The sequence below is a fragment of the Singulisphaera chitinilytica genome (genome assembly GCF_049331405.1).
GTDB lineage: Bacteria > Planctomycetota > Planctomycetia > Isosphaerales > Isosphaeraceae > PoT.
The window spans coordinates 5,751,459-5,776,585 of record NZ_CP186274.1 but is presented as its reverse complement, the minus strand read 5'-3'; the positions used below and the strand labels follow the sequence as shown (position 1 = coordinate 5,776,585).

The window sequence follows — 25,127 nt, the reverse complement described above, 5'->3', positions numbered from 1 at the left end:
GTCGGGATGCGTGGATTCAGCGTGAGGCGCCCTCTCGCAGGAACGCGATGAGCCGCCGGTTAACCCGCTCGGGCTCCTCGAGCTGGACCCAGTGGCTCGCCTCCTCGATGCGTTCGAGCTGGCCCTGGTCGCAGTAGCTCAGGCTCGGGGCGATGAGGTTCTGCCCGAGGAACTGGTCCTTCGCCCCCCAGATCAGGAGGGTCGGGGCGTGGATCCGGACGTCCGCCGGCAGGGCGGGCTGGCTCCGCATGGCGGCCCGATACCAGTGGATCATCGAGGTCATCGCGCCCGGCTCCGACCAGGCGGCGCGATAGCGATCGAGGTCGGCCTCGGTGAAGGTCCCGGGGCGGCTCGTGCTGCGGAGGGATTGCGCGAGCCGCTTCCAGTTCGCCAGGCGAAACATGGCCTCGGGGAGCCGGGGGATCTGGAAGTAGAACGTGTACCAGCTTTTTAGGAGTTGCCGCGGCGACGACCGCAAGCAGCGCCTGAACGCGACGGGATGCGGTGCGTTGAGGATCGCGAGCCGCTCCACCAACTTGGGATGGCGGATCGCCACCCACCATGCGACGACCCCGCCCCAGTCGTGGCCCACGACCGCCGCCCTCGCGTGGCCGCTCGACTCGATCAGGCCGGCGACGTCGTCCGCGAGCAGATCCAGGTTGTAGGCCGAGATCCCCTCCGGCTTCTCGCTGGTGGCATAGCCGCGCTGGTCTGGTGCGATGACCCTGAACCCGGCCTCGGCCAGCGGCCCGATCTGGTGCCGCCAGCCGTACCAGAACTCGGGGAACCCATGCAGCAGGACCACCGGCGGTCCGCCTTGCGGGCCCGACTCGACCACATGGAGCCGGACCCCGTTGACCTGGCGAGTTGTGTGTTCGAGGTGCTCGTCCATCGGTGCGGCTCGGCTCGGGTACAGGACCGACAGGCTCAGCCGGCCCGCCGGTTGCCGTTCGGATCCTTCTGGGACTTCTCGAGGAGCTTCGTGGTGCTGCGGCCTTCCACCAGCGGGATGATCGCGACCCGGCCGCCCCAGGACTTCACGAGTTCGCCGCCGACGACCTGAGACTCCTCGTAGTCCCCCCCCTTGACGAGGACGTCGGGCTTGAGGCCCGCGATCAACTCGAGCGGGGTCTCCTCGTCGAAGAGGACGACGGCGTCGACGCTGGCCAGGCCGGCGAGCACCTGGGCGCGGTCCCCCTGCACGACGACGGGTCGGGTCGGCCCCTTGAGCTGGCGAACCGAGCGATCGGTGTTCAGGCCGACGACGAGGCGATCGCCGCAGGCGCGGGCCTTGGCGAGCAGCGTGACGTGGCCGACGTGCAGGAGGTCGAAGCAGCCGTTGGTGAAGACGACGCGGTCGCCCCGACTCTTCCAGCTCTGGATCAGGTCGGCCAGCTCCGCGGCCTCGTAGACCTTCCTGGGCTGTTCCAGGAGCTGGGTGTCGCGGACGGCGTCGCGGAGGTCTCGGCTCTGGATGGGGGTGGTGCCGATCTTGCCGACGACCACGCCCGCCGCCACGTTTGCCAGGCGCATGGCGTCGTCGAGGTCGAGCCCCGCCACGATCGAGGCCGTCAGGCTCGCGATCACGGTGTCGCCGGCGCCCGAGACGTCGTAGACCTCGCGGGCGAGCGCTGGGAACTGCGACCAGCCGGCCTTGTCGAAGAGCCGGATCCCCTTGTCGCCGCAGGTGACGACGAGGTACTCGAGCCCGAGCCGCTCGCGGAGGTCGCTGCCGGCGCGCTGGAAGGTCTCGGAGTCGTAGCCGGCCTCCAGCCCCGTGGCGATCTCGAATTCGCGGAGGTTCGGGGTCATGGTGGTGGCCCCGGCGTACTTCTGGAAGTTGAAGCCCTTGGGGTCGACGATGACCGGGATCCCCCGCCGCCTGGCCTCGGGGATGATCGCCTGGCAGACCTCGGCGGTGACGACCCCCTTGGCATAGTCGGAGAGGATCAGGGCCGACGCGTCGTCGAGCTGCCCGAGGATCGCGTCGATCAGGCGCTTCACTCCCTCGTCGGCGACCGGGCCGACCCCTTCCTCGTCGAGCCTGAGCATCTGGTGGTGGCCGCTGACGACCCTGGTCTTGGTCGTGGTCGGCCGATCCGCGAGCCTGACGCAGCCTGCCGAGGAGATCCCCGCCTGCTCGAGCATCTGGCCGAGCTGCCGGCCGCCGTCGTCGTCCCCCACGAACCCGGCCGCCGTCGCCGGCAGGCCCAGGCCCACGAGGTTCAGGAGCACGTTGCCCGCGCCGCCGAGGGTTACGGTCTTGCGGTTCAGGCGGACCACGGGGACGGGCGCCTCGGGGGAGATTCGACTGACGTCGCCCCAGAGGTAGGCGTCGACCATGAGGTCTCCCACCACCAGGACCCGCTTCCCGCCGAACTGACTTTCGATCGCGTGCGAGACGTCCTCGGGCGCTCGAAACATCAATATTCCCCTCATGGACGAAGACGATTGACGGATGAAATCAGATGGCGGTGGATGTCTGCAAAGAAAGGATTCCGGGCCGACGGCCTCGACCTCGGCGTCGTCCCGGTCGGCGACGGCTCCACCCCTCATGGTATCCTCGCGCCAGGTTATAGTCGCGATGGCCTAAAGGCGATAGGCCAGCTTCGGTTGGATGCCGGGGGCCGGCGATCGTCCCGCGTCCCGTCCCGAAATGCCCACATCTAACGTTGGCCTCGACCGCATCCTTGCGGATGATTAGTCTCCCCGTTGACGTTATGATGGACCGCGAAACCGGCCGGACTCTCCGCGCCGGGGTTCGCCGCGATCGGCCTCGACGCTATCCCTCGATCGCCACGCACGCCGGATCGTGCGACCCGCCCACCACCGAGCCTCCTCCGTTGGGATTAATGAGGATGCGACGCCATCCTCTTCGACCATCGACAATGCTCGGCTCGATCGTTTAGGTTGCTTGGTAAGAAGAGCGAAAATGGGGTAGGGCAGATCCAAGGGGGAAACTCGGCGATCGCGGATGACTCGAGAAGACCCGTGGACCGGGAAGGACTGATTTCCAAAGATGACAGCGGATGCGACGGGGAAGCCGGGATTGGCGGGGGATGGGGCCTCGATGAGGGGCGGCACGCATAAGAAGGCGAGCCGCCCGGCCGTCTTCCTCGACCGCGACGGCACCCTGATCGAGCACATCCACTTCCTCTCCGACCCGGATCAGGTCCGGATCCTACCCGGGATCGCGCTGGCCCTGCGGCGACTCCGGGAGGCGGGGTATGCCCTGGTCGTCGTCACGAATCAGTCGGGGGTCGGGCGAGGGATCTTCCCGGAGGAGCGGCTGCACGCCGTCCACGAGGAGATGAACCGCCAGCTCGCCGAGGCCGGGGCATCGGTCGACGCGATCTACTACTGCACCGAGGCGCCGAGGGGCGACGACAAGACGGCCATCGAGCACCCCGACCGCAAGCCGGCCCCGGGCATGCTCCTGCGCGCCTCGGCCGACCTCGGGTTGGACATCGGTGCCTCGTGGATGGTCGGCGACGTGATTATCGACGTCCTCACCGGGATCAACGCGGGCTGCCGGGGGAGCGTCCTGGTCCGCTCGGGCAAGGCGATCTCGGCGGCGGATTTGGCCAGACTCGACGTGAGCTATGAGACGGCCGACGACTTGCTCGCGGCCCTGGACTTGATCCTCGGGGCCGAGCCGGGGGCGGGGATGAGCCCGGACCCCGCCGGCGCCGATGGGAACGAACTCGAAGGACTGCTGCGATGAAGATTCTCCTGACGGGCGGCGCCGGCTACATCGGGAGCGCCTGCCTGCGATGGTTGCTCCGCAACGGGCACGACCCGATCGCCTTCGACAACCTCTCGGAGGGGAACCGCGAGGCCATCCCCGCCGAACGCCTGATCGTCGGCGACCTCTCCGACAAGGCGGCCCTGACCGCCGCGCTCCGCGAGCACAAGGTCGAGGCGGTCATGCACTTCGCCGCGCTCGCCTCGGTCCCCGAGTCGATCGCCGACCCCGACGGCTACTACCGCGTCAATGTCGTCGGCACCAAGAACGTGCTCGACGCCATGCGCGAGGCGGGGGTCGACAAGATCGTCTTCAGCAGCACCGCGGCGACCTACGCCTTCGACACCGAGATGCCCCTGCGCGAGGACTCGCCGCAGCTCCCGCAGACCCCTTACGGCACGACGAAGCTCGCGGCCGAGTGGCTCATCAAGGATTACGCCCGGGCCTACAATCTCGGCTACGCGATCCTGCGCTACTTCAACGCCTCGGGCGCCGACCCCGACGGGAACTTCGGCGAGGACCGCCACCACGAGGGGCACCTGATCCCGCTGGCCTTCCAGGTGGCCATCGGCCGTCGCCCGCAGCTCAAGGTCTTCGGCAGCGACTGGGACACTCGCGACGGCTCCTGCGTGCGCGACTACGTCCACACCGAGGATCTCGCCCAGGCGCACCAGCTCGCCATCGAGAACATCGGGCCGGGCGTCGGGCGCTACTACAACCTCGGCTCGGGCTCGGGCGTGAGCGTCCTGGAAGTCCTGCACGCCTGCGAGGCCGTCGTCGGCCGGCCGATCGCCCACGAGATCGTCGGCCGCCGCCCCGGCGACCCCGCCACCCTGATCGCCACCCCCGAGAAGATCGTCAAGGAACTCGGCTGGGCCCCGAAATACACCGACATCCACTCGATCGTCGAGACCGCCTGGAAGTGGCACAGCACCCACCCCAAGGGCTACGGCGCGAAGCACTGAGCTAACTGATCACCGCCCTCGCGTTGGCTCGCCCGCCAACTATCGGCGGGCGAGCCGGCCGCGGGACAACCTCGTTCGTTGTCCCTCCCATCCCACCTCCTGGCGAGCCCTTCGCCGCCTTCACCCCCATCGACATCGCCAGAACCCATTGGATCGCCGGCCCGGCGGGCGTGCCCTCGCGCGCCGGGAAATGGATCGGGAAGTCATTTTCGAGGAAAGTGGGAATAGTTCGCGGCTCGGCGGGCATTCACTCGCAAAGACACGCGATGGGACGAGGATTGAGGTCATGGCGGGCGAGGTAACGCGGGCCGTGCTCGAGCAGCAGGTCGAGGTGCTCTTCCGGTCGGGGACGATGGCCGGGATGAGCGACCGTCGGTTGCTCGAACGGTTCGTGGCGCGGGAGTCGGCGGAGCATGCGTCGGAGGCGGCCTTCGCGGCGCTCGTCGAGCGGCATGGGTCGATGGTCCTGCGCTCCTGCCGGCGCGTGCTGAAGGATGAGCACGCGGCGCAGGACGCCGCGCAGGCGACCTTCCTCGTCCTCGCCAGGCGGGCCCGGTCGGTAGTCGGGTTCGAGTCGATCGGCGGCTGGCTGCACGGGGTTGCCGTGCGCGTCGCGGCCAAGGAGAAGGTCGCCGGGTTGCGCCGGCGTCGCCGGGAACGGCAGGGCGGGGCACTTGCCGAGGAACGCCGGGCGTCGAGCCAGGGCGCGGACCCTGGGCGCTGGGAGGGGCTCGACGAGGAGCTCGGGCGGCTGCCCGAGTCGTTCCGGACGCCGCTGGTCCTCTGCTACCTCGAAGGGCTCACGCAGGAGCAGGCCGCCGCGCAGCTCGGCTGGCCGATCGGGACGGTCCAGAGCCGCCTGGCCAGGGGCCGCGCGAAGCTCAAGACACTGCTGATCCGCCGGGGCATCGCGCCGACGGCGGCGCTCACCATCGCGAACATGACGGGGCTCTCGGCCGAGGCCGCCCCGACCTCCTGGATCTCGGCGACCCTCGCGGCCGCCAGGGCGTTCACCCATCGGAGTAGCTGGGCCGTCAAGGCCGGCGCGGAGCCGGCCGCCGCCGGCCTGGCGCAGGAGGTCTTGCGCGACATGGGAACTACGCCCCTGAAGACATCCCTCGCGATCATGCTGATCGCCACCGCCGCGACCGTCGCCTCGGCATTCGTCGAGCCGGTCCCGGAGACGAAGCGGGCCACCCCCGCGAAGATGGGCGCCATGCCTCCCCGCGAGGAACCGCCTCCCCACCCGAAGGCCACCCCGCCGATCGCCCAGGCTGACGCCAACATCACCGTCACCGGGATCGTCCGCGACGATCAAGGCAAGCCGCTGGCCAAGGTCTGGGTCGGGAGCGAGCCCCTGCCCTCGCAAGATACCTGGGATAACCCCAGGCCCGAGAACATCCGGGAGCGCAAGGAGCCCTTCCGCGACGCCGGGGGGCAGGTCATCCCCCCGGGTGAGGCGGGCAAATACTTTGAGGTCCGCGAGCCGAACGGACCCTGGCGGCCGGTCAGCCCCGACGACATCCGGCCCCATGAGCCGATCGTCTTGAACATGGACGGGCACGCGGATTCCAAGGAGGAGGTCGCCAAGACACATAGCCCCTATATCGTTCGCGTCGCCAGGGGAGGCTGGCGGATGGCCAACATGCCTGGCACCCGCGAGGCCGTTCGCACCGACGCGGAGGGGCGGTTCTCCTTAACGTTTGCCAATCGGCAGGGGGGTGTCCCGGCCAAGTTCCATTTCGCGTCGTCGGATTTTGCGCTCCAGGCAACCTTATTCCTCTCGAAGGATTTCGACCTCAAGAAACTCCTCGACGTGAGGCTCCGCCCGACCCGCATCGTCAAGGGGCGTGTGGTCGAGGAGCCCAGGGACGATCCGAGGGCCTCGATGAACTTTGGGATCTACACGGTCGAGCAGGACGTCAAACCCTGGAGGGAATGGCTGAGATGGATACTGCCGAACTCCAACGCCAACGACCCGCCGCACGTCAAACGCCATTTCGAGGTGCGTCTGCCCGCGGGCAAATATAAGTTGGAGTTCCGATCCGAGACCATGCAACGCGTGGTCGACGTCGAAGTCCCGACTGGGACGGAGCCGATGGATGTCGACTTCCGGCTCGAGAGCCTGGCGAGCGTCCGGGCGACCGGCGGCCCCGCGATGGAGATCGACGCCGACGATCTGGAAGGGCATCCCGTCAAGCTCTCCGACCTCCGAGGCAACGTGGTCGTGCTCGACTTCTGGGGCAAGTGGTGCGGCCCCTGCGTCGGGGCGATGCCCAGGCTCGTGGAACTCCAGAAGCGATTCCAGGGGAAACCCCTGGTGATCCTGGCCCTCCACGACGGCTCGATCCGTTCCGCCGACGAGTACCGCAAGGCCATCGCGCCGATCAAGGACCAGTTCTGGGGCGGGGCCGATCTCCCCTTTAAAGTTCTGATCGACCGGCCCCAGGCGGAGAAGGGGGCACGCTCCTACGACTACAAGCCGGGGGAGATCGGCTCCGGTCAGACGAACTCGACTTATGAAATCATGAGCTGGCCTTCCACGTTCGTCATCGACCCGAGGGGTCATCTCGTGGGCAAGTTCGCCGTCGAGGCCCTCGAAGGGATCCTGGAAGATCAATTCGGCCTGCCTCGCTCGAAGCCGGAGATGCCGGCCGGGCCCTCGCGGAGTGAACCGCCCGATCGTCGGCACAACGTACGGATCCGGGGGCAGGTCGTGGGCCCCGATGGCCGGCCGGTCGCGGGAGCGACGCTGCTCCCCCAGGAAATCGTGGTCCGGCAAAAGGAGATCAAGACCGGGGCCGATGGCTCCTTCGACTTCATGGCCGAGACCCTCTTGATCGACCATTTCCCGATGCGGGTCTATGCGGAGGGCCTCGCGTCCAAAGTGTTCCAGATCGAGGATTCGAATGACCCGCGGCCTCCCCTGAGACTCGGCGTGGGGGCCGAGGTGACGGGGCGCGTCGTGCGTGACGGAAAGCCGCAAGCCGGTGTCGTCGTCGGCCTTCTCCAGACCCAGCGTGGTTCGGATACCTTCCTCGGCTTTCCGGAGACGAAGACGGACGCCGAAGGACGCTTTTTCTTCACTCATGTGTTCACCGACCAGCAATTCGACGTGGCTCCGAAGACGGGAGCCCTCGCCGATGAAGGGGCGGTCGTGCCCCGACGCTTCAAGGTCGAAGGGGACGGGAGCACCGTCGATCTCGGCGACCTCGAGGTGAAGCCCGGCCGCAAACTCGCGGGATCGCCTTCTCGGACGGCAAGGCGATCCCGCGAGGCGCCACGGTCTGCGCCGGTGTCGATCTGGCGCTCGGCTTGCTGCAATCGAAGGTCGACGAAAAAGGGCGATTCGCGTTCGCGGGGCTTCCCGAGACCGTCGTCACGGTCACCCTCTGGTTCCCCAACAGCTCAACGTTGGATCCGCCCGGATACCACCTCTCGGGGAAAATCAAATGCCGGAGCCCATTGAATACTTACATGATCTCCGGCCGCCTGGACCGCGATGTCGACGACCTGTTCATCCTCTACGAGCCCGGTCCGCCGCCCCGGTCGAGCATTGAGGACGGGCTCCTCGCCGACTTCGAGGAAGCCAAGGCCGGCACGATCGCCGGGGCCCCGCCCGAGTCGCTCCCCGCCGACTCGAAATGACCTCGGGACCCCGGGCCGATCCGACACACCGGATCGGCCCGGCGTCGAGCCTGATATGTCACCCCCGCCCACTCATTCGAGCCGGAACCGCTCTCGACGAAATCGCCGGAATCCATTAGAAACCCTCACTACGACCGCTCCGGAGGCCGATCCAAGATCATCAGGATCGGTCGTTTTGATCGGCCTAAATGTTGATGAGCCCGATCGAAATGGTGACAAAAGCCTCCCGTCAATCACCTCGAATGTCGCCAGTTCTCCGGTTCATCGCCCGTCAGAGATCCGGGTGAGGAAGTGGCCTCGTCGACCCCGAGACGACGGCCCTCGCAGCTAAAAATCGTTTTGTGAGCATGGCTCGAAACGAACGATGCGATCGCCGCGCCAATTTTCGGCGCCGCCGGCTTTGGCCTCGCTGGGGTGCGACCTCGCGCCCTGGCGAATCGCCGACGGCCCGCTCAAAGGGAAAGGGGCGACAGCGATGGATGGCGGCCGATCGGCTCTCCTCGACCTGTTCTCCCGCTGGGACCGCTCGGAGGCCCCCCTCTCGCTGGCCGAGCTCCGCTCGGGGCTGGGGGCCTTGTCGCTGGCCTTCGGCGACGTGGCGGACTGCCTGACGTTCAGCGACGTCGCCTACCAGCGCATCCTGATCCATCGGGGGCCGGCGTACGAGGCCCTCTTCCTCTGCTGGCGCAGCGGCCAGCGCAGCCCGATCCACGACCACGGCGGCTCGACCTGCGCCGTGTACGTCGTCGAGGGGACGGCCACGGAGACCGTCTACGTCCCGAGCCCTTGCGGCCGCCTGATGCCGGCGCGCTCGAGGTCGTCGGGGCCTGGCTCGATCTACGTCGCGGCCGATGCGGATATCCACCAACTGGCGAACCTCCAGCCCGAGGGGCGCGACCTCGTCTCACTCCATGTTTATTCCCCCCCGTTGCTGGCCTCGCGGACGTACTCGATCGACGACACGACCCTCGGGGGTCACGACGTCCTGGCCGCGACCCGGCCGCAGACGATCCACGCCGAGATCCGGGTGGATGGACCGCATGCCCTTTCCCGAAACCACCCGACGCGGGTGAGACAGGTGTTGCCATGAGCCTCAAGGCATTTCCGGCGTCGAATCCCCATGTGGTCGCGGTCGTGGGGAGTGGATTCAGCGGCACGCTCGTCGCGGTCAACCTCGCCCGCAAGGCCGAGGCCGATGGGATGCGGCTCCACGTGGTCATCTTCGAGCGCGGCGATCGCTTCGCGAGGGGGATCGCCTACGGGACGACCTGCGAGAAGCACCTGCTCAACGTCCCGGCCGGCCTGATGAGCGCCCTGCCGGACGAGCCGGGGCACTTCCTCCACTGGCTCCAGGTCCGCGACCCGCTCGCCCACGCCGGCACGTTCGCCCCCCGGGCCTTCTACGGCGAGTATCTCGGCGACCTGCTCGCCGAGTCCGCGGCCCGAGCCGGGATGACGATCGAGCTCGTCCGCGACGAGGTGGTCGACCTCCGCGACGAGGGGCCCTCGGCGGGGGTGGTCGTGATCGGCGCCGGGGGCTCGAGGCTCAGGGCCGATCGGGCCGTCCTCGCGCTGGGGAATCCCACGCCCCAGGATCCGTTCGCCTGCCCCGAAGGGTTGAAGGCGTCGGGTCGTTATGTGAGTAACTCCTGGAGTCGAAGGGCTCTCGCCGGCCTGGATCCGAATGACCCCATCGTCCTGATCGGCACGGGGCTCTCGGCCGTCGACTTGGTGCTGGAGGCCCAGGCTCGCGGGCATGCCGGGCCGATCACCGTCCTCTCGCGTCACGGGCTCTTGCCCTTCCCGCATCGCCCGGTGACGGCCAGGCCGATCGCCCCGATGGATGGCGACCGCCCGGCCTCGGCCCGCTCGGTGCTGGCGTACGTCCGCGGGGAGGTCGAGCGTTGCGAGCAAGAGGGGGGCGATTGGCGTTCGGCCGTCGACGCCCTGCGCCCGGCGATCCAGGGGATCTGGCGCTCGTTCGCCGCGGCCGAGAAGCGTCGGTTCATCCGCCACCTCGGCGCCTTCTGGGAGGTGCATCGCCACCGGGTCGCCCCCGAGGTGGCCAAGGCCTTGGACGAGGCCCGTGACGGGGGCCAGCTCCGAGTCGTCGCCGGCCGGATCCGCTCGATGGAAGAGTGTGGCGACGGCGTGCGGCTCGGCTACACGCGTCGAGGCCACGATGCGGTCGAGACCCTCGACGTGCGCCGGGTCATCAACTGCACGGGGCCTTCGCGCGACATCCGAGCGGGGCGGTCCACCCTCGTCGACGCCTTGATCTCCCGGGGCCATTGCCGCCCCGACCCCCTGAGCATCGGCCTCGAGGTCTCCCCCTCGGGAGCGATGATCGCCGCCGACGGGGAACCCTCCGAATCCCTCTTCGCGATGGGCCCGATCCTCAAGGGACAGCTCTGGGAGACCACCGCCGTCCGGGAGCTCCGCGTCCAGGCGGCCGAATTGGCGACCCACCTGATCGACCTCTCGAAGCAGTCCGCACCCATCGAATCATCGAGGGTCCGCGGCGAGGACGAGGTACGTGCCGGGGTCCTGAGCCTCAAGTCGCTGGACCGGAGCGCCTGAGCTTCGGGCTGAACTGAAAGCATGAGCGAGGCGGCCGTCAACCGGGCGGTCGCTTCGACTTTCGTTCCCCGCCGACCGGGCGGTTCCGGATCTCATCCAGGCGGGCCTTCGCGACCTGGCCGAGCGTCTTGCCGGGGAGCAGGTATTTCTCGAACTGCTTGCGCAGCTCGTCGGAGAGGGGGCGATTCTTCCAGGTCGGCGCCGGCATCTGGAGGATGGCCTCGATCTCGCGCTGCCAGACGGTGACGAACGGGATGTCGGCGTACTTGTCGATCACCTCGCGCAGGAGCCTCTCGGACTCGGCCGCGATGGCGTCGGGGTCGTAGAGGCGTTGCTGCAAGGTGTACGCATAACGCTCATCGGATGGCTCGACCGGCATGTCGATGGCCTTGCCGTCGTCGTCGATCACGCCTTGCAGGATGATCTTCTGCCTCCCGGTGGTCAGGCGATCGTTCCGGACGAGCCTCGCCTTGAGGTCGAGGTACTGGGCGAGGCCCAGCCGCGCCAACCCCTGGCTTTCGCGACCCTTCGCCGAGGCGAGGAAGCCCAGTAGCAGGGCATCGCGGTGTGGAGAGGGGATATTGTCGAGCTGGAGGCCGATGCGGATGGCCTCGGGATCGTCGCCGTAGTGGCGCAGGAGCAGCGCCGAGGCTCGCGCGAACTGGTCGCCGTAGGGCCCATCATCCCAGAGGTTGGGCTTGTTGAGGACCCAGAGCAGGGCATCCCGGGCCGCCTTGCTGCCCGGAGTCGACTCCGCCAGGTCGATCATCCTGCGGGCGAAGGCGGCCTCGTCGGGGGCCGTCTTCTCGTAGGCCTGGTTCCGCTCCCGCTGGCGGACGGCCTTCGACATGGCGTCCTGCATGGCCGATTCCTTGTCCTCGTACTCGGCCTTGATCTTGGCGTACACGTCGGCAGGAGCCGGCTGGTTTGCGATGTCGTGGGCAGTCGCCTGGGGCGGAGCCGGGGCAGGCGGGGCCTCTCCGGCCGGGTTCGCCCCGCCTTGGCCTCTCGCGAGGGACATCGCGCCCGCCGCGGGCAGGGCGATGAGGATGAACATCATCGCGAATCGCAATCCTCTAGCCATGAACATGCTCCTCAGGGATTGGCGTACGACCTCGGAGACGGCCGCCGAGACCAGATCGACGGCCACGCCCGGCGCGGTGCCGGCGGAAGATGAGGCGACCGTCGTCGCCGCTAAGGCTCGCGGGATTTCCGCTCGCATCAATAGCGTCGGGGTCCATGCGCCGGGGCCCAGCCCCGACGCCCGAGGCCGGCCCGCAGGCGCTCTCGGGCCCGATGGAGGCGGCTCTGGACGGTCCCGATCGGGCATCGCAGGCGTCGCGCGGCCTGCTCCTGGCTCAGGCCTTCGAGGTAGCAGAGGACGGCCACGGATCGGTAGCGATGGGGCAGGCGGAGGATCTCGCCGTCGATCGCCGCGCGGAGTTCGTCGATCTGCCCCAGTCGCGGTTCATCTTGGGTGGCGGGCGGGTCGAGGGTCTGGAGCCGTTCCCTTTCCGCCTTCGCGAGGGCCCTGGTCCGTCGCGCGACGAGGATGGCGACGCCGTAGAGCCAGGGGCCGAGCGAGCCGTCGACCCGGACGCCCGCGGCTTTTCTCGCGAGGATCAGGAAGGTGGCCTGGAAGGCGTCGTCGGCCGCGTGCGAGTCCCGCAGCATGCGCCGGCAGACTCCGAGCACCATCGGCCCGTGGCGCTCCACGAGCGTGGCGAAGGCGAGCTCGGCCGACGCCCGGTCCGGTGGCGACGCAAAGAGGCTCAGCAACTCGACATCCGGCAACGATCCGATGGCCCCCACGCCGAAGAGCGTGGCCAGGCCGCCGTCCGCGAGTCTCGTGCTGGCGATTGCCAAGGGGTCGGCTCCTGCCGTTGACGTTGATCTCTACCCCTTACTATGCGTCGAATCGGCCGAGGCTTCCAACTTCGTCGTAACATTGGGGTGGGCCGGGATTTCAGGGATGATGTGCTGGAGGAAGAGTGAGGCTTGGCGTCCTGTCCCTGCTGCAACTGACTTGGGGTTATTCATCTCCCGCGACGCAAATGGCAATCGGTCGTCGGAGCAGCCGATGTCGCAAAGCCACGGCTTGCTAACCGCCGCTCGTCCCGCGTTTTCGAAAGTCTTGCGGGTAGCCGCGATTGGGACAATCGGGGTCGCGAAGCGACAAGAGGCAAGCAGCAAGAAGCCCCGGCCGACGCGAAAGCCCGTCTTGCGATTTCGCAGTTGTCTTGCCGTCTCCAGAAACCGGAGACCGGCCGAAAACCTTCCTCATCTCGAGTCTTACGGATGGCCTCTCGCCTGGTCCAAAAATCACTTCGTGGCAGGGAAGACGAAGACGGCCTCCGGTAACGGCGCAGGCCTCGTGCGTTTTGCCTCTTGTCGCTTTGCGACCCCGATTGTCCCAATCACGGCTACGCAGAACGGGGGACAAGGCGCCGGGGGAGAGACACAGCGCAGTGGGCGGCGAGTTAGGCCCAACGGGCATCCAGGCGAGGATGATCGTGTGGCGTCAGTGGCAGGATTGGGGCTTGCCTGGGCCGATGACTGGCCGCGAGGCGAACTTTTGGATTCGGACAAGGCTTCGAAAATCAGCCAAGCATTCCTATTTAAATAATGAAAATATTATTGATTAGAAAATTTGAGAGTGTCAGATCTCGTTAAATCTAATCGTTGCCATGCTCGGCGATCAGCCTGGCTAGTTTGGCCGGGGTGTCGGACTCGTCGGCGACGGGGACCTTGACCATGATCCGGAAGAGGGAATCGCCCTCGTAACGCAGCGTCAGGGGTTCGAAGACCATGCGGCCGGCGAGGGGGTGGTCGTAGATCTTGGGGCCGGCGTGGGCGACCCGGACGTCGTGGCGCGGCCACCAGGCCCGGAACTCGGGGCTGTGGTCGGCGAGGTCGGCGACGAAGCGGTCGTGCCACTCTTCGCCGAGGTTGTGGGCGGTGCTGGAGCGAAACAGGGCGAGCAGGCTCCTGGCCTGGTCCTCCCAGTTCACCATCAGGCGCCTCTGCGCGGGGTGGGTGAAGACCAGCCAGACGATGTTCCGATCGCGGCCCGAGAGGTTCTCGAAGTCGGCCACCACGAGCTGCGCCGCGCGGTTCCAGGCCACGACCGTCCACTCGCCGGTGACGACGTAGGCGGGGTGCGGCAGGGCGTCGATCATGCTCCGGAGCGGCGCCCCGACGATCACCAGCGGGATGACCGGGTCGAAGTCGGCGGGGGGATGCCCCCTGGCCAGGACGAACAGGTGGCGATACTCGGAGGCATCGAGCCGGAGCACGCGGGCGAGGCGCTCGAGCAACTCCTCCGACGCCCGGATCGCGCGGCCCTGCTCGAGCCAGGTGTACCAGGCCACGCTGAGGCCGGCCAGGTGCGCCACCTCCTCGCGCCTGAGGCCGGGGGTCCGCCTCCGACGCCCCGCGGCCAGGCCCGCGTCGGAGGGGCTCAGCCGCTCGCGACGCGTCCTCAGGAACTGCGCCAGCTCCGCCAGTCGTTGATCCTCGTTCATCACCATCAGGCTAACAGGCTGGGAGTCTTTATACCAGGATAAACGGTCGTCTTGCTCCGGGATGTCGACCCCTCAATACTACCCACGACGACGCCCGGGGCGAAGCCGAAGAGACGGCGAGAATGCCCCGAGGCCCGCGAATTCCTCGGCCTGAGTTTGCCGACGTGTCGGCTTAACGCGGTGTCCACTCGACCTCGTGCCGGACGGATCCCGATGACAAGGGACGTGTCCCGTCGCCCAGAAGGGATGAGGGCCGAGGCCGTCGGCAAAGGCCGATCGAGTACGCGAAGACGATGATTGACGACTCTCGACCGGAATCCCGCAGGAGTGAGCATGCAGACGCGACAGTTCGGCAACACCGGCATGAAGATCACGCCGATCGGCTTCGGCAGTTGGGCCATCGGCGGCGGCAACTGGGAATTCGGCTGGGGCGAGCAGGACGACCGCCAGGCCATCGAGGCCATCCGACGCGCGGTCGAACTTGGCATGAACTGGGTCGACACCGCCGCGATCTACGGCCTGGGCCATTCGGAAGAACTCGTCGGCCGCGCGATCGAAGGGCTCGAGCAGAAGCCCCTCATCTTCACGAAGTGCTCGATGCTCTGGGATGACAAGCGGCAGATCCATCGGAGCCTCAAGGGGGCCTCGGTCCGGAAGGAGTGCGAGGACAGCCTCAAACGCCTGGGCGTCGACGCCATCGACCTCTACCAGATCCACTGGCCGAACCCCGAGGCCGAGATCGAGGAGGGCTGGGAGGCCCTCGCCAGGCTCCGCGAGGAAGGCAAGGTACGCCACATCGGCGTCTCGAACTTCAGCGTCGCCCAGATGCGGCGGGTGCAGGCGATCGCCCCCATCTCGTCGCTCCAGCCGCCGTACTCGCTCCTGAACCGGGGGATCGAGGCCGAGATCCTGCCGTACTGCCTCGAGAATAACATCGGCGTGATCGTTTATTCGCCGATGGCTTCGGGCATGCTGACCGGCGCCATGACGCGCGATCGCGTCGCCAACTTCGCCCAGGACGACTGGCGGCGGCGGAACCCGGAATACCAGGAGCCTCGCCTGACACGCAACCTCGAGCTGGCGGATCTGCTCGGCCGGATCGGCGAGCGGCACGGGCGCTCGGCGGGCGAGGTGGCGATCGCCTGGACGTTGCGTCACCCGGCCGTCACCGCGGCCATCGTCGGCGGCCGCGATGCCCAGCAGGTGGAAGGGATCATCGCCGCTGGCGAGTTCCGCCTCAGCGATGAAGAAGCCGTCGAGATCGAGTCCTTCTCCGCCCGGGCCAAAGCCGCCGTCTAATCCCCCTTTGCGACCCGCAGCCCGGCCGGTCGGGCTGCGGAGTCTTGACCCTGGCGGCCCGGTCGACGATCTTGACCCCGGAAGCCCGCCCCGTACGATTCTCATCGCGGCGGGCCCGTTTTCTTTATTTTTATGTGCAATTCACCAAGTGGTATCATGAACATGCTGCATCGTTTGCGGGTCGCGACCTGCCTGTTCGCCGGGGTGCTCGGCCTTGGGGTGGCCGCGGTCGCCCAGGAGCCGGCCCCCATCTCGAAGGCCGTGGTTGCCTGGCCGGCCGGGCCCCTGGAAGTCCGCGTGGCGTTCGACAACCCGATCGTGCCCGAGGTCGCCCAGGCGCTCGAGGGTGAGCCGATTCCCTTCGGCGTGCTCGCCCCGGCCGATCCCAAGGGCCTCGACCTCCACCTGGCGAAGACGCTGGGGGTGATCCGGGTCGCGGCCGTCCGGATCGAGGACGGCGGCAGGACGCTCGTCCTGGCGACCGACCCGCATCCTCGCGAGGCGACCTACCTCCTGACCCTCCCCGACCTCCGCGAGCCCGGGCAGATCAAGGTCAGGACGCGCCGGCAGTGGGCGTACACCCTCAACGGCGCCGAGGCCTCCTGGACGAAGGACGGGGCTGACGACGGCAAGCCGGCCTGGTCGCTCTGGTGGCCGGAGCTGGATCCTGCCGCCTCCAGCAAGGCCACCCGCGGCTCGATCGAGCACGAGCACGGCTTCGCTCAGCTCTCGCAGTCGGGCAAGCTCGCCCTGCGCACGATCGTCGCGCTGCCGAAGGGGAAGCAGGTCGTCCGGCTCGAGTCGGATGCCCCGGTCGAGGCGACGCTCGCCTTCGAGGCCCCCACGTCGACCAACGACGACGGCGGCCGGCATCGCGCGGAGTGGACCCTGGAATCGACCGGCGACGCGGTGGAACTGGCGGCGACGATCACGACGGGCGCGAACGGCAAGGCCCCGGGCCTCAAGGTGACGTTCAAGCCCGAGGGGGATGCGGCCGATCGTCCGATCCCGGCGGCGCTGCAGACCCTCCCCTGGGCCCCATCGGCCACGCCGACCTCGGCGCCGGTGCCGCAGCCGCCCTTCTCGCTCTCGGGCGGAGACGCCGCGCGGGGGCAGGCGGTCTTCGTCAGCGAGGAGGCCAAGTGCTCGGTCTGCCACAAGGCGAAGGGGCAGGGGGGGGACGTCGGCCCCTCGCTCGACATCGTGGCGGGGCATGACCCGGCCGAGGTCTATCGCGACATCAACGATCCGAGCGCGGTGATCAACCCGCAGTATGTCCCTTATACGATCTCGCTGAAGGATGGCCGAGTCGCCGTGGGCGTGGTCCGGGCCGACGGCGCCGACGCGATCAAGGTGTTCGACATCAACGGCCAGGCGACCCGCTTCGCCAAGGCCGAGATCGAGGAGATCCACCCCAGCGCCACCTCCGTCATGCCCGTCGGCCTGGCCGGGGCACTGGGCGAGGCCAAGGTGCGCGACCTCCTCGCCTTCCTCGTCGGCAATACGCCAGGAGCCGGGCAGCCGGTCGCAGGAACCGCGGAGGCCACCAAGACCCCGGGACAGCCTGCGGCGGCGACGGATAAGGCCCTGGCCCTGCCGAAGCTCGTGACCAGGGTCGCCTTCCCGAACCTCACGTTCGACCGCCCGGTGGGCATGGCCTATCCCGAGAACGGCGGCAACCTGCTTTACGTGAACGAGCAGCGCGGGGTGATCGTGTCGTTCCCCAACGACCCGAATACCTCCGACAAGAAAGAGTTCCTGGATATCCGCAGCAAGGTCTACTCCCCGGCCAGCGGCGGGCACAACGAGGAGGGCCTGCTCGGGTTCGCCTTCCATCCCGACTTCAAGCGCAACGGAGAGTTCTTCGTCTACTACTCGTCGCACGAAGGGCCGACCGGCCGGCGCTCTGTGGTCTCGCGGTTCAAGGCGGCAAGCGACGACCCGCGCAAGGCCGATCCCGCGAGCGAGCAGCGGATCTGGCTCGGCCCCCCAGACCCCTACGGCAACCACAACGGCGGGATGATCGCCTTCGGCCCCGACGGCTACCTCTACATCACGCTCGGAGACAGCGGCGCGGCCGACGACCCCCTGACCACCGGCCAGGATCCGACCGACTTCTTCGGCTCGATCCTCCGCATCGACGTCGACCACCCGGCCGACGGCAAGGCCTACGGGATCCCCAAGGACAACCCCCGCCTCCGCGACCCGAACCACTTTAGCCGCTGGGCGCCCGAGGTCTACTGCATCGGCCTGCGCAACGTCTGGAAGTTCAGCTTCGACCGGGCCAACGGCACGCTCTGGGCGGGCGAGGTCGGGCAGAACCTCTGGGAGATGGTCCACATCATCAAGAACGGCGGCAACTACGGCTGGAGCCTGAAGGAAGGCTTCCACCCGTTCCGCCCCCGCCAGAAGAAGGACCCGGCCTCGCCGATCTCTCCGCCTTTGGTCGAGTACCCCCACGCCCCCAACCTCGCCGGCTCCGGCCGCCTCGACAGCGGCAAGAGCATCACCGGCGGATATGTTTATCGAGGCAAGGCCCTACCCAAACTGGCCGGCGTCTACGTCTACGGCGACTACGCCTCGGGCCGGATCTGGGGCCTCCGCGAGAAGGACGGCAAGGCCCTGGTCAGCGGCGAGATCATCGACCTCCCGCAAAATCCCCTGCACATCGCCTCCTTCGGCGAGGACCAGGCCGGCGAGCTCTATATCCTCGGCTTCGACGGCAAGATCCATCAACTCGCCGCGGGCCGCTGATTGGCGGTACACGACGGTTGGATTGTTGGACTTGAGACGAGGGGCGATCCCGGAGCATGGCTCTTCGGGATCGCCCCTCTCGTCATTTCAGAGCCCGCTGAGATCCGCCGCGAAGATGCGCACACCGTCATTCATGTGAAGGCGAGTGACCATCTCCGACGAGGCCGGGACGGTCAGCGTCTTCGCGGGGGGGAGGCAGAAGCCCGAGAAGACCGAGACGTCGGACTTGTCTCGATCCTCGGCCGAGCCCAGGGCCAGGCCGTTGAGGATCATCGGCGATTCGTTGACGATCTTGATCCGGTACGTGTCCTTGCCTTTCACCTTCGGCCCGCGCGCGAGTTGCACGCGGACGAGGTTCCTGAGGATTCCCTCGGCCACGAGGTTCCCCAAGCGGATCGGCACAAGATCCTTCTTCTGGTCGTCCGAGGTCGCCTGGCCTTCGGGCTGCGATTCATCCGCGGCAGGAGTCAGGTCCGCCATCTTGATCCGGAACTCATCTAGGCGGATCCAGTCGTGCCCCGACGGATGGCTCGTGAACACGGTCGCGCGCAACGACTCGTCCGTGGCCTCCATCCGGCAGGCGAGCGCGGGTTTGCCGGGGGCTTCGGGGATCCCCTCCTGGGCCGAGAGCCCGAGGACCGAGGACTTCTCCCAGAGCCGGCGGAGCCTGGCCGTCCGATCGCGGGCCGCGTCGCTCCCCGCCTTCATCTCCCAGAAGAGCTGCCCGGCTTCGGCGGGCGCCGAGGCCTCATCCTTCTTCTCGAGCCCCTCGACGAAGTGACGCGCCAGCGCGAGTTCCTGGGCATTGCCCCAACCTTGCGAGACCCGGCCGATGTCGTCCCAGGTCGCCCCCGCCGTGACGTACCAGAGGACCATCTGCGAGACCGTCTGGGGAGCCTTGAGCTCAACTAATCGCTTGATGGCGGTCTTCGTCCGGCTATCGTCGGTCCATTGCTCGATGCCGCTGATCTGCAAGGCCTCCCCCTTCGCCGGCAGCACCGGCTTCGTGTCGGGATCGGGCCCGTTCAGACTCACCACGGGGGTCGGGAGCTGACGGGACTGCCGGGGTTCCAGGGTCGTTTCCAGGAGGCCGGTGGGGGGCACCGAGCGGAATCCGCCGCCCATGCCTCCCATGCCGCCGCCCATGCCCCCCATACCGCCTCCCATGCCCCCCATACCGCCTCCCATGCCCCCCATGCCCCCCATGCCGCCGCCCATCCCCATCATGCCTTGCATGAGTGAACGTTGATCCCAACTGTCGCGATCGCCCACGAGATTCATGATCAAGCGGCCGAGCATCATCATGCCCATCGACGAGGGCATGGTTCCACCTCCTCCCATCATGCCACCGCCCATACCGCCGCGGCCCCCCATACCACCGCCCATGCCTCCCATGCCGCCGCCCATGCCCCCCATACCACCGCCCATACCACCACCCATGCCGCCGCCCATTCCTCCCATTCCTCCCATGCCGCCCATGCCGCCGCCGAACTGGCCGCTGACACCGGAGGCGATGAGGCCGGGCGGGAGGACGACGCGGAGCTTGGTCTTGGTGCGGTTCGTGAGCGAGAGGGTCATCCGGCCGTCGCCGATGCCTTCGGCGGTGGCGGAGAGTTGGCCGGTCTTCATCCCGGTCAGGACGTCGATGACTTTGAGATTCTCCTCGGAGTCGACGGGAGCGGCCGTCGATGTCGATGCGGATGGGGCGGGCGTCTGCTTATCCTTCGAGGCGACCGTCCCCAGTGACCGTCGTTGCGAGGAAGCCCGGAGGCTCTTGGATCTCGGTTGTGTCGCGAGGACCGTGTCCGCCATCGTCGCGACGAAGAGGCCGCTCAGCCCGAGGAGCAGCATGCGGATCGTCGAATTCCGCCCGTGGACGTTCGAAAGACTCATGGGAAATAGTGACCTTTTTTGGTTGATGTGAAATGATGAAAAAATGACGTATTGAAGGCGCAACGAGGGCGTGGCGAGTCGGCCCTTGATCTCGCAAGGAGATCCAGGGAGACCTGCGAGATGATCACCCGAGGCGTTGTGGAGCAGGCACGTGCGGTCCCGGGCCGAGGTTTCGGGGTCGAAACCTCAGGGCGAGGGCGCGCAACGCGACGACGATGGCGGAGAGCCTGCGCCGAGGGAGATCACGCCGAACCGGATTGCGTCGATGGCCGTGGGAGGCTCAACAGCGGAGGGGAGGGGTGGGCCGAACGGGGCGAGGCTCCACCTTCTGCGAGTAGGCCAACTTCGGCCTGGAACGGCCGAGCAGGGCCAGGGAGGCCCAGGGATGCTCGGCGAGGCGGCTGGATTCGGGGCCTCCCTTCTGGAGGCCGACGACCGCCCGGTGCCCGATCGCGGAGGCGATGGTGGAGATCGCCCGGACCCGGACGATGGGCTCATGCGGCGACTGATGCTGCGACCTGTCGTGCAGCAGGGCCCGCCCGCTCGTCATGGTCCGAAACGGAGCCCCGACATTCGCGATGACGACGATCAGCGCGAGGATGGCTCGGAAGTGGATTCGGCTTCGGGCCGCGAGCATGGCGAGGATCCGCGAAGTGTGGAGCATGCCACAACTAAGGAGAATTTACCGCAAGGTCATCCTTTCGTCAAACCAAAACTCGGACGGATCGATGAGATGTAAATAAGAGCGAATTCGGAGATGAGGCTAGTTATGAAAGGAAGATGAGTCATTCGCAAAAATGAATTTATCGTATGCGAGGGGCTAAACTCCTCGCATCCGTCGGAGGAGATTCGCCGTGATCCTCTGGACGCGAGGGTCGGGGCCCTTGGGGGTGGCCCCGTGGGCGGAGGGGGTCACGTAGCCGGGCGGGGCGCTGAGGCCGTCGGCCCACCAGATGGTCGAGGCGTTGAAGACGACGTTGTCCTTGGGGCCGGGGTAGAGGGTCGCCGTGTATTCTCGCTCGACGCCCCCCAGGCTCACGCGGCCCCGGGCGACGACGTCGAGGCCGGGGATGTCGGCGGGGGCTCCCATCCACTCGAACCCGACGAGGCCGGGGATGCCGTCTCCGTCCTTCATCCCGGTGCCGGCGAACAGCCAGTGCTTCTCCGCCGAGCAGATCCAATCGGCCCCGCCGCTATAGGGATAAACATTCCTGGCGCCGATGATGTCGGCCTCCGTCGGCGCGAGGTGCTCGAACAAGCTCAACTCCGGGTATGCCTTGACCGCATCGGCCTCGAGCGGGCCGAATTGCCCGAGCCGGCTGATGACGCGGTGAGGAGCCCCCGCGCCGCTCGGGAGGAAGGGGATCAGTCCCCAGCAGGTGTCGCTGCTCAGGAAGGCCACGCTCAGGCCCGAGGCGATCGCCCCTTTGATGTTCTCGTACATCTCCCGCGACCAGTATTCGTCGTGCCCGACCGACAGGAACCCCCTGGCCCGCATCAAGCCGGGAGCGTCTGTATGTGTGTCTACGGTGCTAATATAAGAGACGTCATACCCTTCCTTCTCCAGCCAGTAGGAGAGGGGGAACTCCCAGAGCATGAAGCTGCCGGTCCCCGTGGCGAGCGGGTTGTCGGCGACCTGGCAGTATTTGCCGTAAGGCCGATCCCAACTCACCCGGACCCTGGGGCCGAGATACCACTCATTCTTGCCGTCGTCGTAGAGGGCCCACTGGTCGGGCCAGCGGTTGTAGGCCGACCAAGTGGTGTCGGCGCACTGGAAGAGGAAGTCGCAGGCCCGGTCGTCGCGGACGATGAAGATGACGTAGCTCTGGAATCCGCCTCGCTCGGCGGTGAGCTTGCCCACGTAGACGCCGCTCGGCCAATCCGAGGGGATCGCGAACTCGACGGCCGGCTCCCAGCGGCATTCGCGGAGGCGTTCTTCGCCGACCTCGGGATCGGGCTGTGTTTTGCCGGGGAAGGGGCCGAAACGCTGGAGAAATCGTCCGCCGAGGCCGCCGTAATAGCCGAGCCGGAAGACGTCGATCACGAAGGAGGAGGCGGGATTCGTGCTGACCATGATCCGCAATGATTCGCCCGCGCGAAGGCTGGTGCGCGAGGCGTATCCCTCGATCCGGGGGCTCCGGTATTTCGTCCTGGGGTCGATCCAGACGTCGGTCAGACGCCAGTCCGACGTCCCCGGCCTGGCGTTCTCGTCCCGGATCAGGTCGCGACGGGCGGGGGTCGCCGCGAATGCCCCCATCCGAGGATTCAGGAGGGAGCCCAGCCCCACGGCCGCCGTGGCGCCGATCAACTCCCGGCGCGAGAGCGAGCGGTCGTTCGCGTTTGAATCCTGCGGCATCGCCTGACTCCTTCCCATCTCTCCCCGCGCCGTTCGCGCTCGCCGAACGTTCTTCGTTCAAGAGGGCTGCGAGCCGCCGAACGCACGAGTTGGATCATTGTAACTCGAACGGTTCGCGGACGCTTCCCTCCTTCTCAACAGGCGGGAAATTGCGGGTGTCAGGCTCTGATGTAGCGGGAACCGGGCTATCGGCTCGAGGCCTTGGCCTTGCGAGTCGCGGTCTTCTTCTTGGCGGGGTCATGACCCCAGTTCATGAGCGAATATCGCCAAGGGGTTTCCTCAATGTCCCCCTCGGGCCGCTGGGCCAGGTGGCGATGGATGTAGCCGACGACCTTGGCCATGTGACGGAGATCATCCTCGCTGTATTCGGACGTCTTTTTGCCGAGGATATCGATGATGCGACGGCCAGAGTGGTGGCCGACAGACTCGCCGCCCTTGTCCCCCTTATAGCCGACCTCGCGCGACTCGTCCGTCTCGAGCCAGGCCTGCAACTGCCGGGCGGTCATGTTGACCGCCTCCTTGAAGTCGGCGATGACCTTCTTGGTGTCGTCGCTCACGAGTCGCCTCCTTTTTTGCGCCTGCGAGTGGCCCGCTTCAGGGCCTCGGGCTTGTGAGCTGCCTCCGCTCCTGTCTTCTCGCTCTCGACGATGTATTCCGGATTCTCGGTCGAGGCGGCGACGTGATGGCCCTTGATGTCGGTCGGCTTGACGAGCTTCTTCTTGACGCGCCCCGTGACCTCCCCCTGTGAAGAGGTCCACTCGACGCGATCCCCGGCCTTGAGAGATTTGGCCATGACTATGTCCTACTCGGGTCGAGCGGGGGCCAGGGAGTCGATCGGATCGCCCGGCCTGTGTGATTTCATGGAAAAGCCGACACTTGCGATTCCGATGCCAAGCTGAGGCGGCATTGAGTTTGCGTATGGATCAATCTTCTGAAATATCCTGATGTTGAGGGTGGCTGGATTCAGGAGGTCTGAGAATGCCAACGACGGAGACATCGCCCGAAGGCCTCGACCCGAGGCGAGGGGCCACGCGGCGCGAGTTCCTGGCGGCGGGGGCCGTCACGGTGGTAGCGGCGCAGGGAATTGCGAAGGGCTTGGAGGCGCCGGTCGAGATCCCCTCGATGAAGGCGAAGACCGAGATGCAGGCCGGCCCGCTGCCGGCGCCGCTCCCGCCCGACAAGCGGCTCGGCTTCGCGATCGTCGGCCTGGGAGAATTGGCGCTGGGTGAGGTCCTGCCGGCGTTCGGCCAGTGCAAGTTCGCCCGCCCGACGGCTCTCGTGAGCGGCGACAGGGCCAAGGCCGAGAAAGTCGCGACGCAGTACGGGATCTCGCGCGACCATATCTACGACTACAAGACCTTCGATCGGTTGGCCGACGACCCGGCCGTGGATGTCGTCTACATCATCCTGCCGAATAGCATGCACATGGAGTACACAGCCAGGGCGGCGAAGGCCGGCAAGCATGTGCTCTGCGAGAAGCCGATGGCGAACACGTCGGCCGAGTGCGAGGAGATGATCTCGGCCTGCGAGAAGGCCGAGCGGCTCCTGATGATCGCCTATCGCTGCCAGTACGAGCCGTTCAACCGCGAGTTGATCCGCCTGGCCCGCTCGGGCGAGTTCGGGCCGCTCCGCATGATCGAGGCCTCGAACGGGCAAAACCAGGGGCGGGTCGATCAGTGGCGGCACAAGAAGGCACTGGCCGGGGGCGGCTCGTTGCCCGACGTCGGCATCTACCTGCCTGAACGCCTCGCGCTACATCACGGGGGAGGAGCCGATCCAGGTCTCCGCCCAGATCCTCACCGACCCCAACGACCCGCGGTTCAAGGAGGTGGAGGATCGCATCAGCTTCCAGCTCTGGTTCCCGTCCGGCGTGCTGGCCATCTGCCAGAGTTTTTATTCGGCCCACGAGTCGAGGCGTTGCCGGGTGCTGGCCGAGCGGGGCTGGATCGACCTCGACCCGGCCTTCGCCTACCACGGGCTGAGGCTGAAGACCTCGCTGGCCAGGGGGGAGACCGAGCAGACCGCCGAGATCCGGCTCGCCGAGAAAAATCACTTCGCGCTCGAGATGGACCACATGGCCGAGCGCGTCGCCAAGGGAGAGCGTCCCCACACCCCCGGCCAGGAGGGGCTCCAGGATCTGCGGATCATCGAGGCCATCTATCGCGCCGCGAGGGAAGGTCGGACCATCGACCTGCCGGCCGTCGCGGGGAAGGACACGACGCGAGGCCACGCGCCCGCCTGAGGCCAGGCTCGGATCGGCACGTGAGCCGTTTCACGGAGCCTCGAAAGATTCTGAGGAGCTTGTGAGTCCGTATCGCTCCCGTTTGCGGATAAGTCTGACGAGAGGCCGCGACATTCACGAC

At 67.3% G+C, this 25,127-nt stretch carries 19 protein-coding genes and 1 pseudogene; 10 read left to right on the top strand and 10 right to left on the bottom strand.

Going from position 1 to position 25,127, the window contains the following annotated elements:
• Positions 1-16: 16 nt before the first annotated feature.
• Together ACOYYX_RS22925 and rfaE1 are read right to left on the bottom strand one after the other, a co-directional pair.
• Positions 17-892: an alpha/beta fold hydrolase gene (locus ACOYYX_RS22925; RefSeq protein ID WP_422924043.1), complete on the bottom strand. Its 876-nt coding sequence runs from the start codon at positions 890-892 to the stop codon at positions 17-19.
• A 35-nt stretch (positions 893-927) separates the two neighbouring features.
• Positions 928-2,424 (bottom strand): D-glycero-beta-D-manno-heptose-7-phosphate kinase, encoded by a 1,497-nt coding sequence (gene rfaE1, locus ACOYYX_RS22920; RefSeq protein ID WP_422924041.1) that lies wholly within the window; start codon positions 2,422-2,424, stop codon positions 928-930.
• Positions 2,425-3,019: 595 nt separating this feature from the next.
• On the opposite strand from rfaE1, the gene ACOYYX_RS22915 reads away from it, so the two are divergent.
• The 6 genes from ACOYYX_RS22915 to ACOYYX_RS22890 all read left to right on the top strand — a co-directional run bounded on the left by ACOYYX_RS22915 (position 3,020) and on the right by ACOYYX_RS22890 (position 10,938).
• A complete protein-coding gene (locus ACOYYX_RS22915) occupies positions 3,020-3,724 on the top strand; it encodes a D-glycero-alpha-D-manno-heptose-1,7-bisphosphate 7-phosphatase (protein ID WP_422924039.1) in 705 nt (234 codons plus the stop codon).
• The gene (gene galE, locus ACOYYX_RS22910) at positions 3,721-4,710 is read left to right on the top strand and encodes a UDP-glucose 4-epimerase GalE (protein ID WP_422924037.1); all 990 of its coding nucleotides are present in this window, start codon (positions 3,721-3,723) and stop codon (positions 4,708-4,710) included. Before ACOYYX_RS22915 ends, galE begins: the two co-directional genes overlap by 4 nt.
• 286 nt (positions 4,711-4,996) lie before the next feature.
• Positions 4,997-8,179, top strand: a complete 3,183-nt coding sequence (locus ACOYYX_RS22905) for a sigma-70 family RNA polymerase sigma factor (protein ID WP_422924035.1) — start codon at positions 4,997-4,999, stop codon at positions 8,177-8,179.
• 8 nt (positions 8,180-8,187) lie between these two features.
• Entirely contained in the window at positions 8,188-8,358 is a 171-nt protein-coding gene (locus tag ACOYYX_RS22900) for a hypothetical protein (RefSeq protein ID WP_422924033.1), read from the top strand.
• 364 nt (positions 8,359-8,722) lie between these two features.
• A complete protein-coding gene (locus ACOYYX_RS22895) occupies positions 8,723-9,448 on the top strand; it encodes a cysteine dioxygenase (RefSeq protein ID WP_422924031.1) in 726 nt (241 codons plus the stop codon).
• Entirely contained in the window at positions 9,445-10,938 is a 1,494-nt protein-coding gene (locus ACOYYX_RS22890) for an FAD/NAD(P)-binding protein (RefSeq protein WP_422924029.1), read from the top strand. Before ACOYYX_RS22895 ends, ACOYYX_RS22890 begins: the two co-directional genes overlap by 4 nt.
• A gap of 37 nt (positions 10,939-10,975) precedes the next feature.
• Here ACOYYX_RS22890 and ACOYYX_RS22885 read toward each other — a convergent pair whose 3' ends face one another.
• From ACOYYX_RS22885 to ACOYYX_RS22875, 3 genes are all read right to left on the bottom strand, one after another.
• Complete coding sequence (locus ACOYYX_RS22885) at positions 10,976-12,022, bottom strand: hypothetical protein (RefSeq protein ID WP_422924027.1); 1,047 nt, start codon at positions 12,020-12,022, stop codon at positions 10,976-10,978.
• Between the two features lie 137 nt (positions 12,023-12,159).
• Entirely contained in the window at positions 12,160-12,804 is a 645-nt protein-coding gene (locus ACOYYX_RS22880; protein WP_422924025.1) for an RNA polymerase sigma factor, read from the bottom strand.
• A gap of 809 nt (positions 12,805-13,613) precedes the next feature.
• On the bottom strand, positions 13,614-14,462 hold the full coding sequence (locus ACOYYX_RS22875) for a helix-turn-helix transcriptional regulator (protein WP_422924023.1): 849 nt from the start codon (positions 14,460-14,462) through the stop codon (positions 13,614-13,616).
• Between the two features lie 333 nt (positions 14,463-14,795).
• Between ACOYYX_RS22875 and ACOYYX_RS22870 the strand changes: the two genes are divergently transcribed.
• Together ACOYYX_RS22870 and ACOYYX_RS22865 are read left to right on the top strand one after the other, a co-directional pair.
• Positions 14,796-15,761, top strand: coding sequence for an aldo/keto reductase (locus tag ACOYYX_RS22870; RefSeq protein WP_422924021.1), 966 nt, complete (start codon positions 14,796-14,798; stop codon positions 15,759-15,761).
• Positions 15,762-15,923: 162 nt separating this feature from the next.
• A complete protein-coding gene (locus ACOYYX_RS22865; protein WP_422924019.1) occupies positions 15,924-18,515 on the top strand; it encodes a PQQ-dependent sugar dehydrogenase in 2,592 nt (863 codons plus the stop codon).
• An 87-nt stretch (positions 18,516-18,602) separates the two neighbouring features.
• On the opposite strand, the gene ACOYYX_RS22860 is transcribed toward ACOYYX_RS22865, so the two are convergent.
• The 5 genes from ACOYYX_RS22860 to ACOYYX_RS22840 form a co-directional block, all read right to left on the bottom strand.
• Positions 18,603-20,408: a hypothetical protein gene (locus tag ACOYYX_RS22860; protein WP_422924017.1), complete on the bottom strand. Its 1,806-nt coding sequence runs from the start codon at positions 20,406-20,408 to the stop codon at positions 18,603-18,605.
• Between the two features lie 280 nt (positions 20,409-20,688).
• Positions 20,689-21,045, bottom strand: coding sequence for a hypothetical protein (locus tag ACOYYX_RS22855; protein ID WP_422924015.1), 357 nt, complete (start codon positions 21,043-21,045; stop codon positions 20,689-20,691).
• Positions 21,046-21,228: 183 nt separating this feature from the next.
• A complete protein-coding gene (locus ACOYYX_RS22850; RefSeq protein ID WP_422924014.1) occupies positions 21,229-22,764 on the bottom strand; it encodes a N,N-dimethylformamidase beta subunit family domain-containing protein in 1,536 nt (511 codons plus the stop codon).
• Between the two features lie 185 nt (positions 22,765-22,949).
• Positions 22,950-23,321, bottom strand: a complete 372-nt coding sequence (locus tag ACOYYX_RS22845) for a DUF3140 domain-containing protein (protein WP_422924012.1) — start codon at positions 23,319-23,321, stop codon at positions 22,950-22,952.
• Positions 23,318-23,557: a DUF2945 domain-containing protein gene (locus ACOYYX_RS22840; protein WP_422924010.1), complete on the bottom strand. Its 240-nt coding sequence runs from the start codon at positions 23,555-23,557 to the stop codon at positions 23,318-23,320. The genes ACOYYX_RS22845 and ACOYYX_RS22840 overlap by 4 nt, the downstream gene beginning before the upstream one ends.
• A 185-nt stretch (positions 23,558-23,742) precedes the next feature.
• Between ACOYYX_RS22840 and ACOYYX_RS22835 the strand changes: the two are divergent.
• Together ACOYYX_RS22835 and ACOYYX_RS22830 are read left to right on the top strand one after the other, a co-directional pair.
• Positions 23,743-24,441 (top strand): annotated as a pseudogene (locus ACOYYX_RS22835) (Gfo/Idh/MocA family protein); the annotation flags it as partial.
• Positions 24,437-25,006, top strand: a complete 570-nt coding sequence (locus ACOYYX_RS22830; RefSeq protein WP_422931656.1) for a Gfo/Idh/MocA family oxidoreductase — start codon at positions 24,437-24,439, stop codon at positions 25,004-25,006. The pseudogene ACOYYX_RS22835 and the gene ACOYYX_RS22830, both read left to right, overlap by 5 nt.
• Positions 25,007-25,127: the final 121 nt, after the last annotated feature.

Bases quoted from the DNA above. Each gene is read 5' to 3' on its own strand.
- ACOYYX_RS22925 (WP_422924043.1), bottom strand. From the start codon at position 892: ATGGACGAGCACCTCGAACACACAACTCGCCAGGTCAACGGGGTCCGG.
- rfaE1 (WP_422924041.1), bottom strand. From the start codon at position 2,424: ATGTTTCGAGCGCCCGAGGACGTCTCGCACGCGATCGAAAGTCAGTTC.
- ACOYYX_RS22915 (WP_422924039.1), top strand. From the start codon at position 3,020: ATGACAGCGGATGCGACGGGGAAGCCGGGATTGGCGGGGGATGGGGCC.
- galE (WP_422924037.1), top strand. From the start codon at position 3,721: ATGAAGATTCTCCTGACGGGCGGCGCCGGCTACATCGGGAGCGCCTGC.
- ACOYYX_RS22905 (WP_422924035.1), top strand. From the start codon at position 4,997: ATGGCGGGCGAGGTAACGCGGGCCGTGCTCGAGCAGCAGGTCGAGGTG.
- ACOYYX_RS22900 (WP_422924033.1), top strand. From the start codon at position 8,188: ATGATCTCCGGCCGCCTGGACCGCGATGTCGACGACCTGTTCATCCTC.
- ACOYYX_RS22895 (WP_422924031.1), top strand. From the start codon at position 8,723: ATGCGATCGCCGCGCCAATTTTCGGCGCCGCCGGCTTTGGCCTCGCTG.
- ACOYYX_RS22890 (WP_422924029.1), top strand. From the start codon at position 9,445: ATGAGCCTCAAGGCATTTCCGGCGTCGAATCCCCATGTGGTCGCGGTC.
- ACOYYX_RS22885 (WP_422924027.1), bottom strand. From the start codon at position 12,022: ATGGCTAGAGGATTGCGATTCGCGATGATGTTCATCCTCATCGCCCTG.
- ACOYYX_RS22875 (WP_422924023.1), bottom strand. From the start codon at position 14,462: ATGAACGAGGATCAACGACTGGCGGAGCTGGCGCAGTTCCTGAGGACG.
- ACOYYX_RS22870 (WP_422924021.1), top strand. From the start codon at position 14,796: ATGCAGACGCGACAGTTCGGCAACACCGGCATGAAGATCACGCCGATC.
- ACOYYX_RS22865 (WP_422924019.1), top strand. From the start codon at position 15,924: ATGCTGCATCGTTTGCGGGTCGCGACCTGCCTGTTCGCCGGGGTGCTC.
- ACOYYX_RS22860 (WP_422924017.1), bottom strand. From the start codon at position 20,408: ATGAGTCTTTCGAACGTCCACGGGCGGAATTCGACGATCCGCATGCTG.
- ACOYYX_RS22855 (WP_422924015.1), bottom strand. From the start codon at position 21,045: ATGCTCGCGGCCCGAAGCCGAATCCACTTCCGAGCCATCCTCGCGCTG.
- ACOYYX_RS22850 (WP_422924014.1), bottom strand. From the start codon at position 22,764: ATGCCGCAGGATTCAAACGCGAACGACCGCTCGCTCTCGCGCCGGGAG.
- ACOYYX_RS22840 (WP_422924010.1), bottom strand. From the start codon at position 23,557: ATGGCCAAATCTCTCAAGGCCGGGGATCGCGTCGAGTGGACCTCTTCA.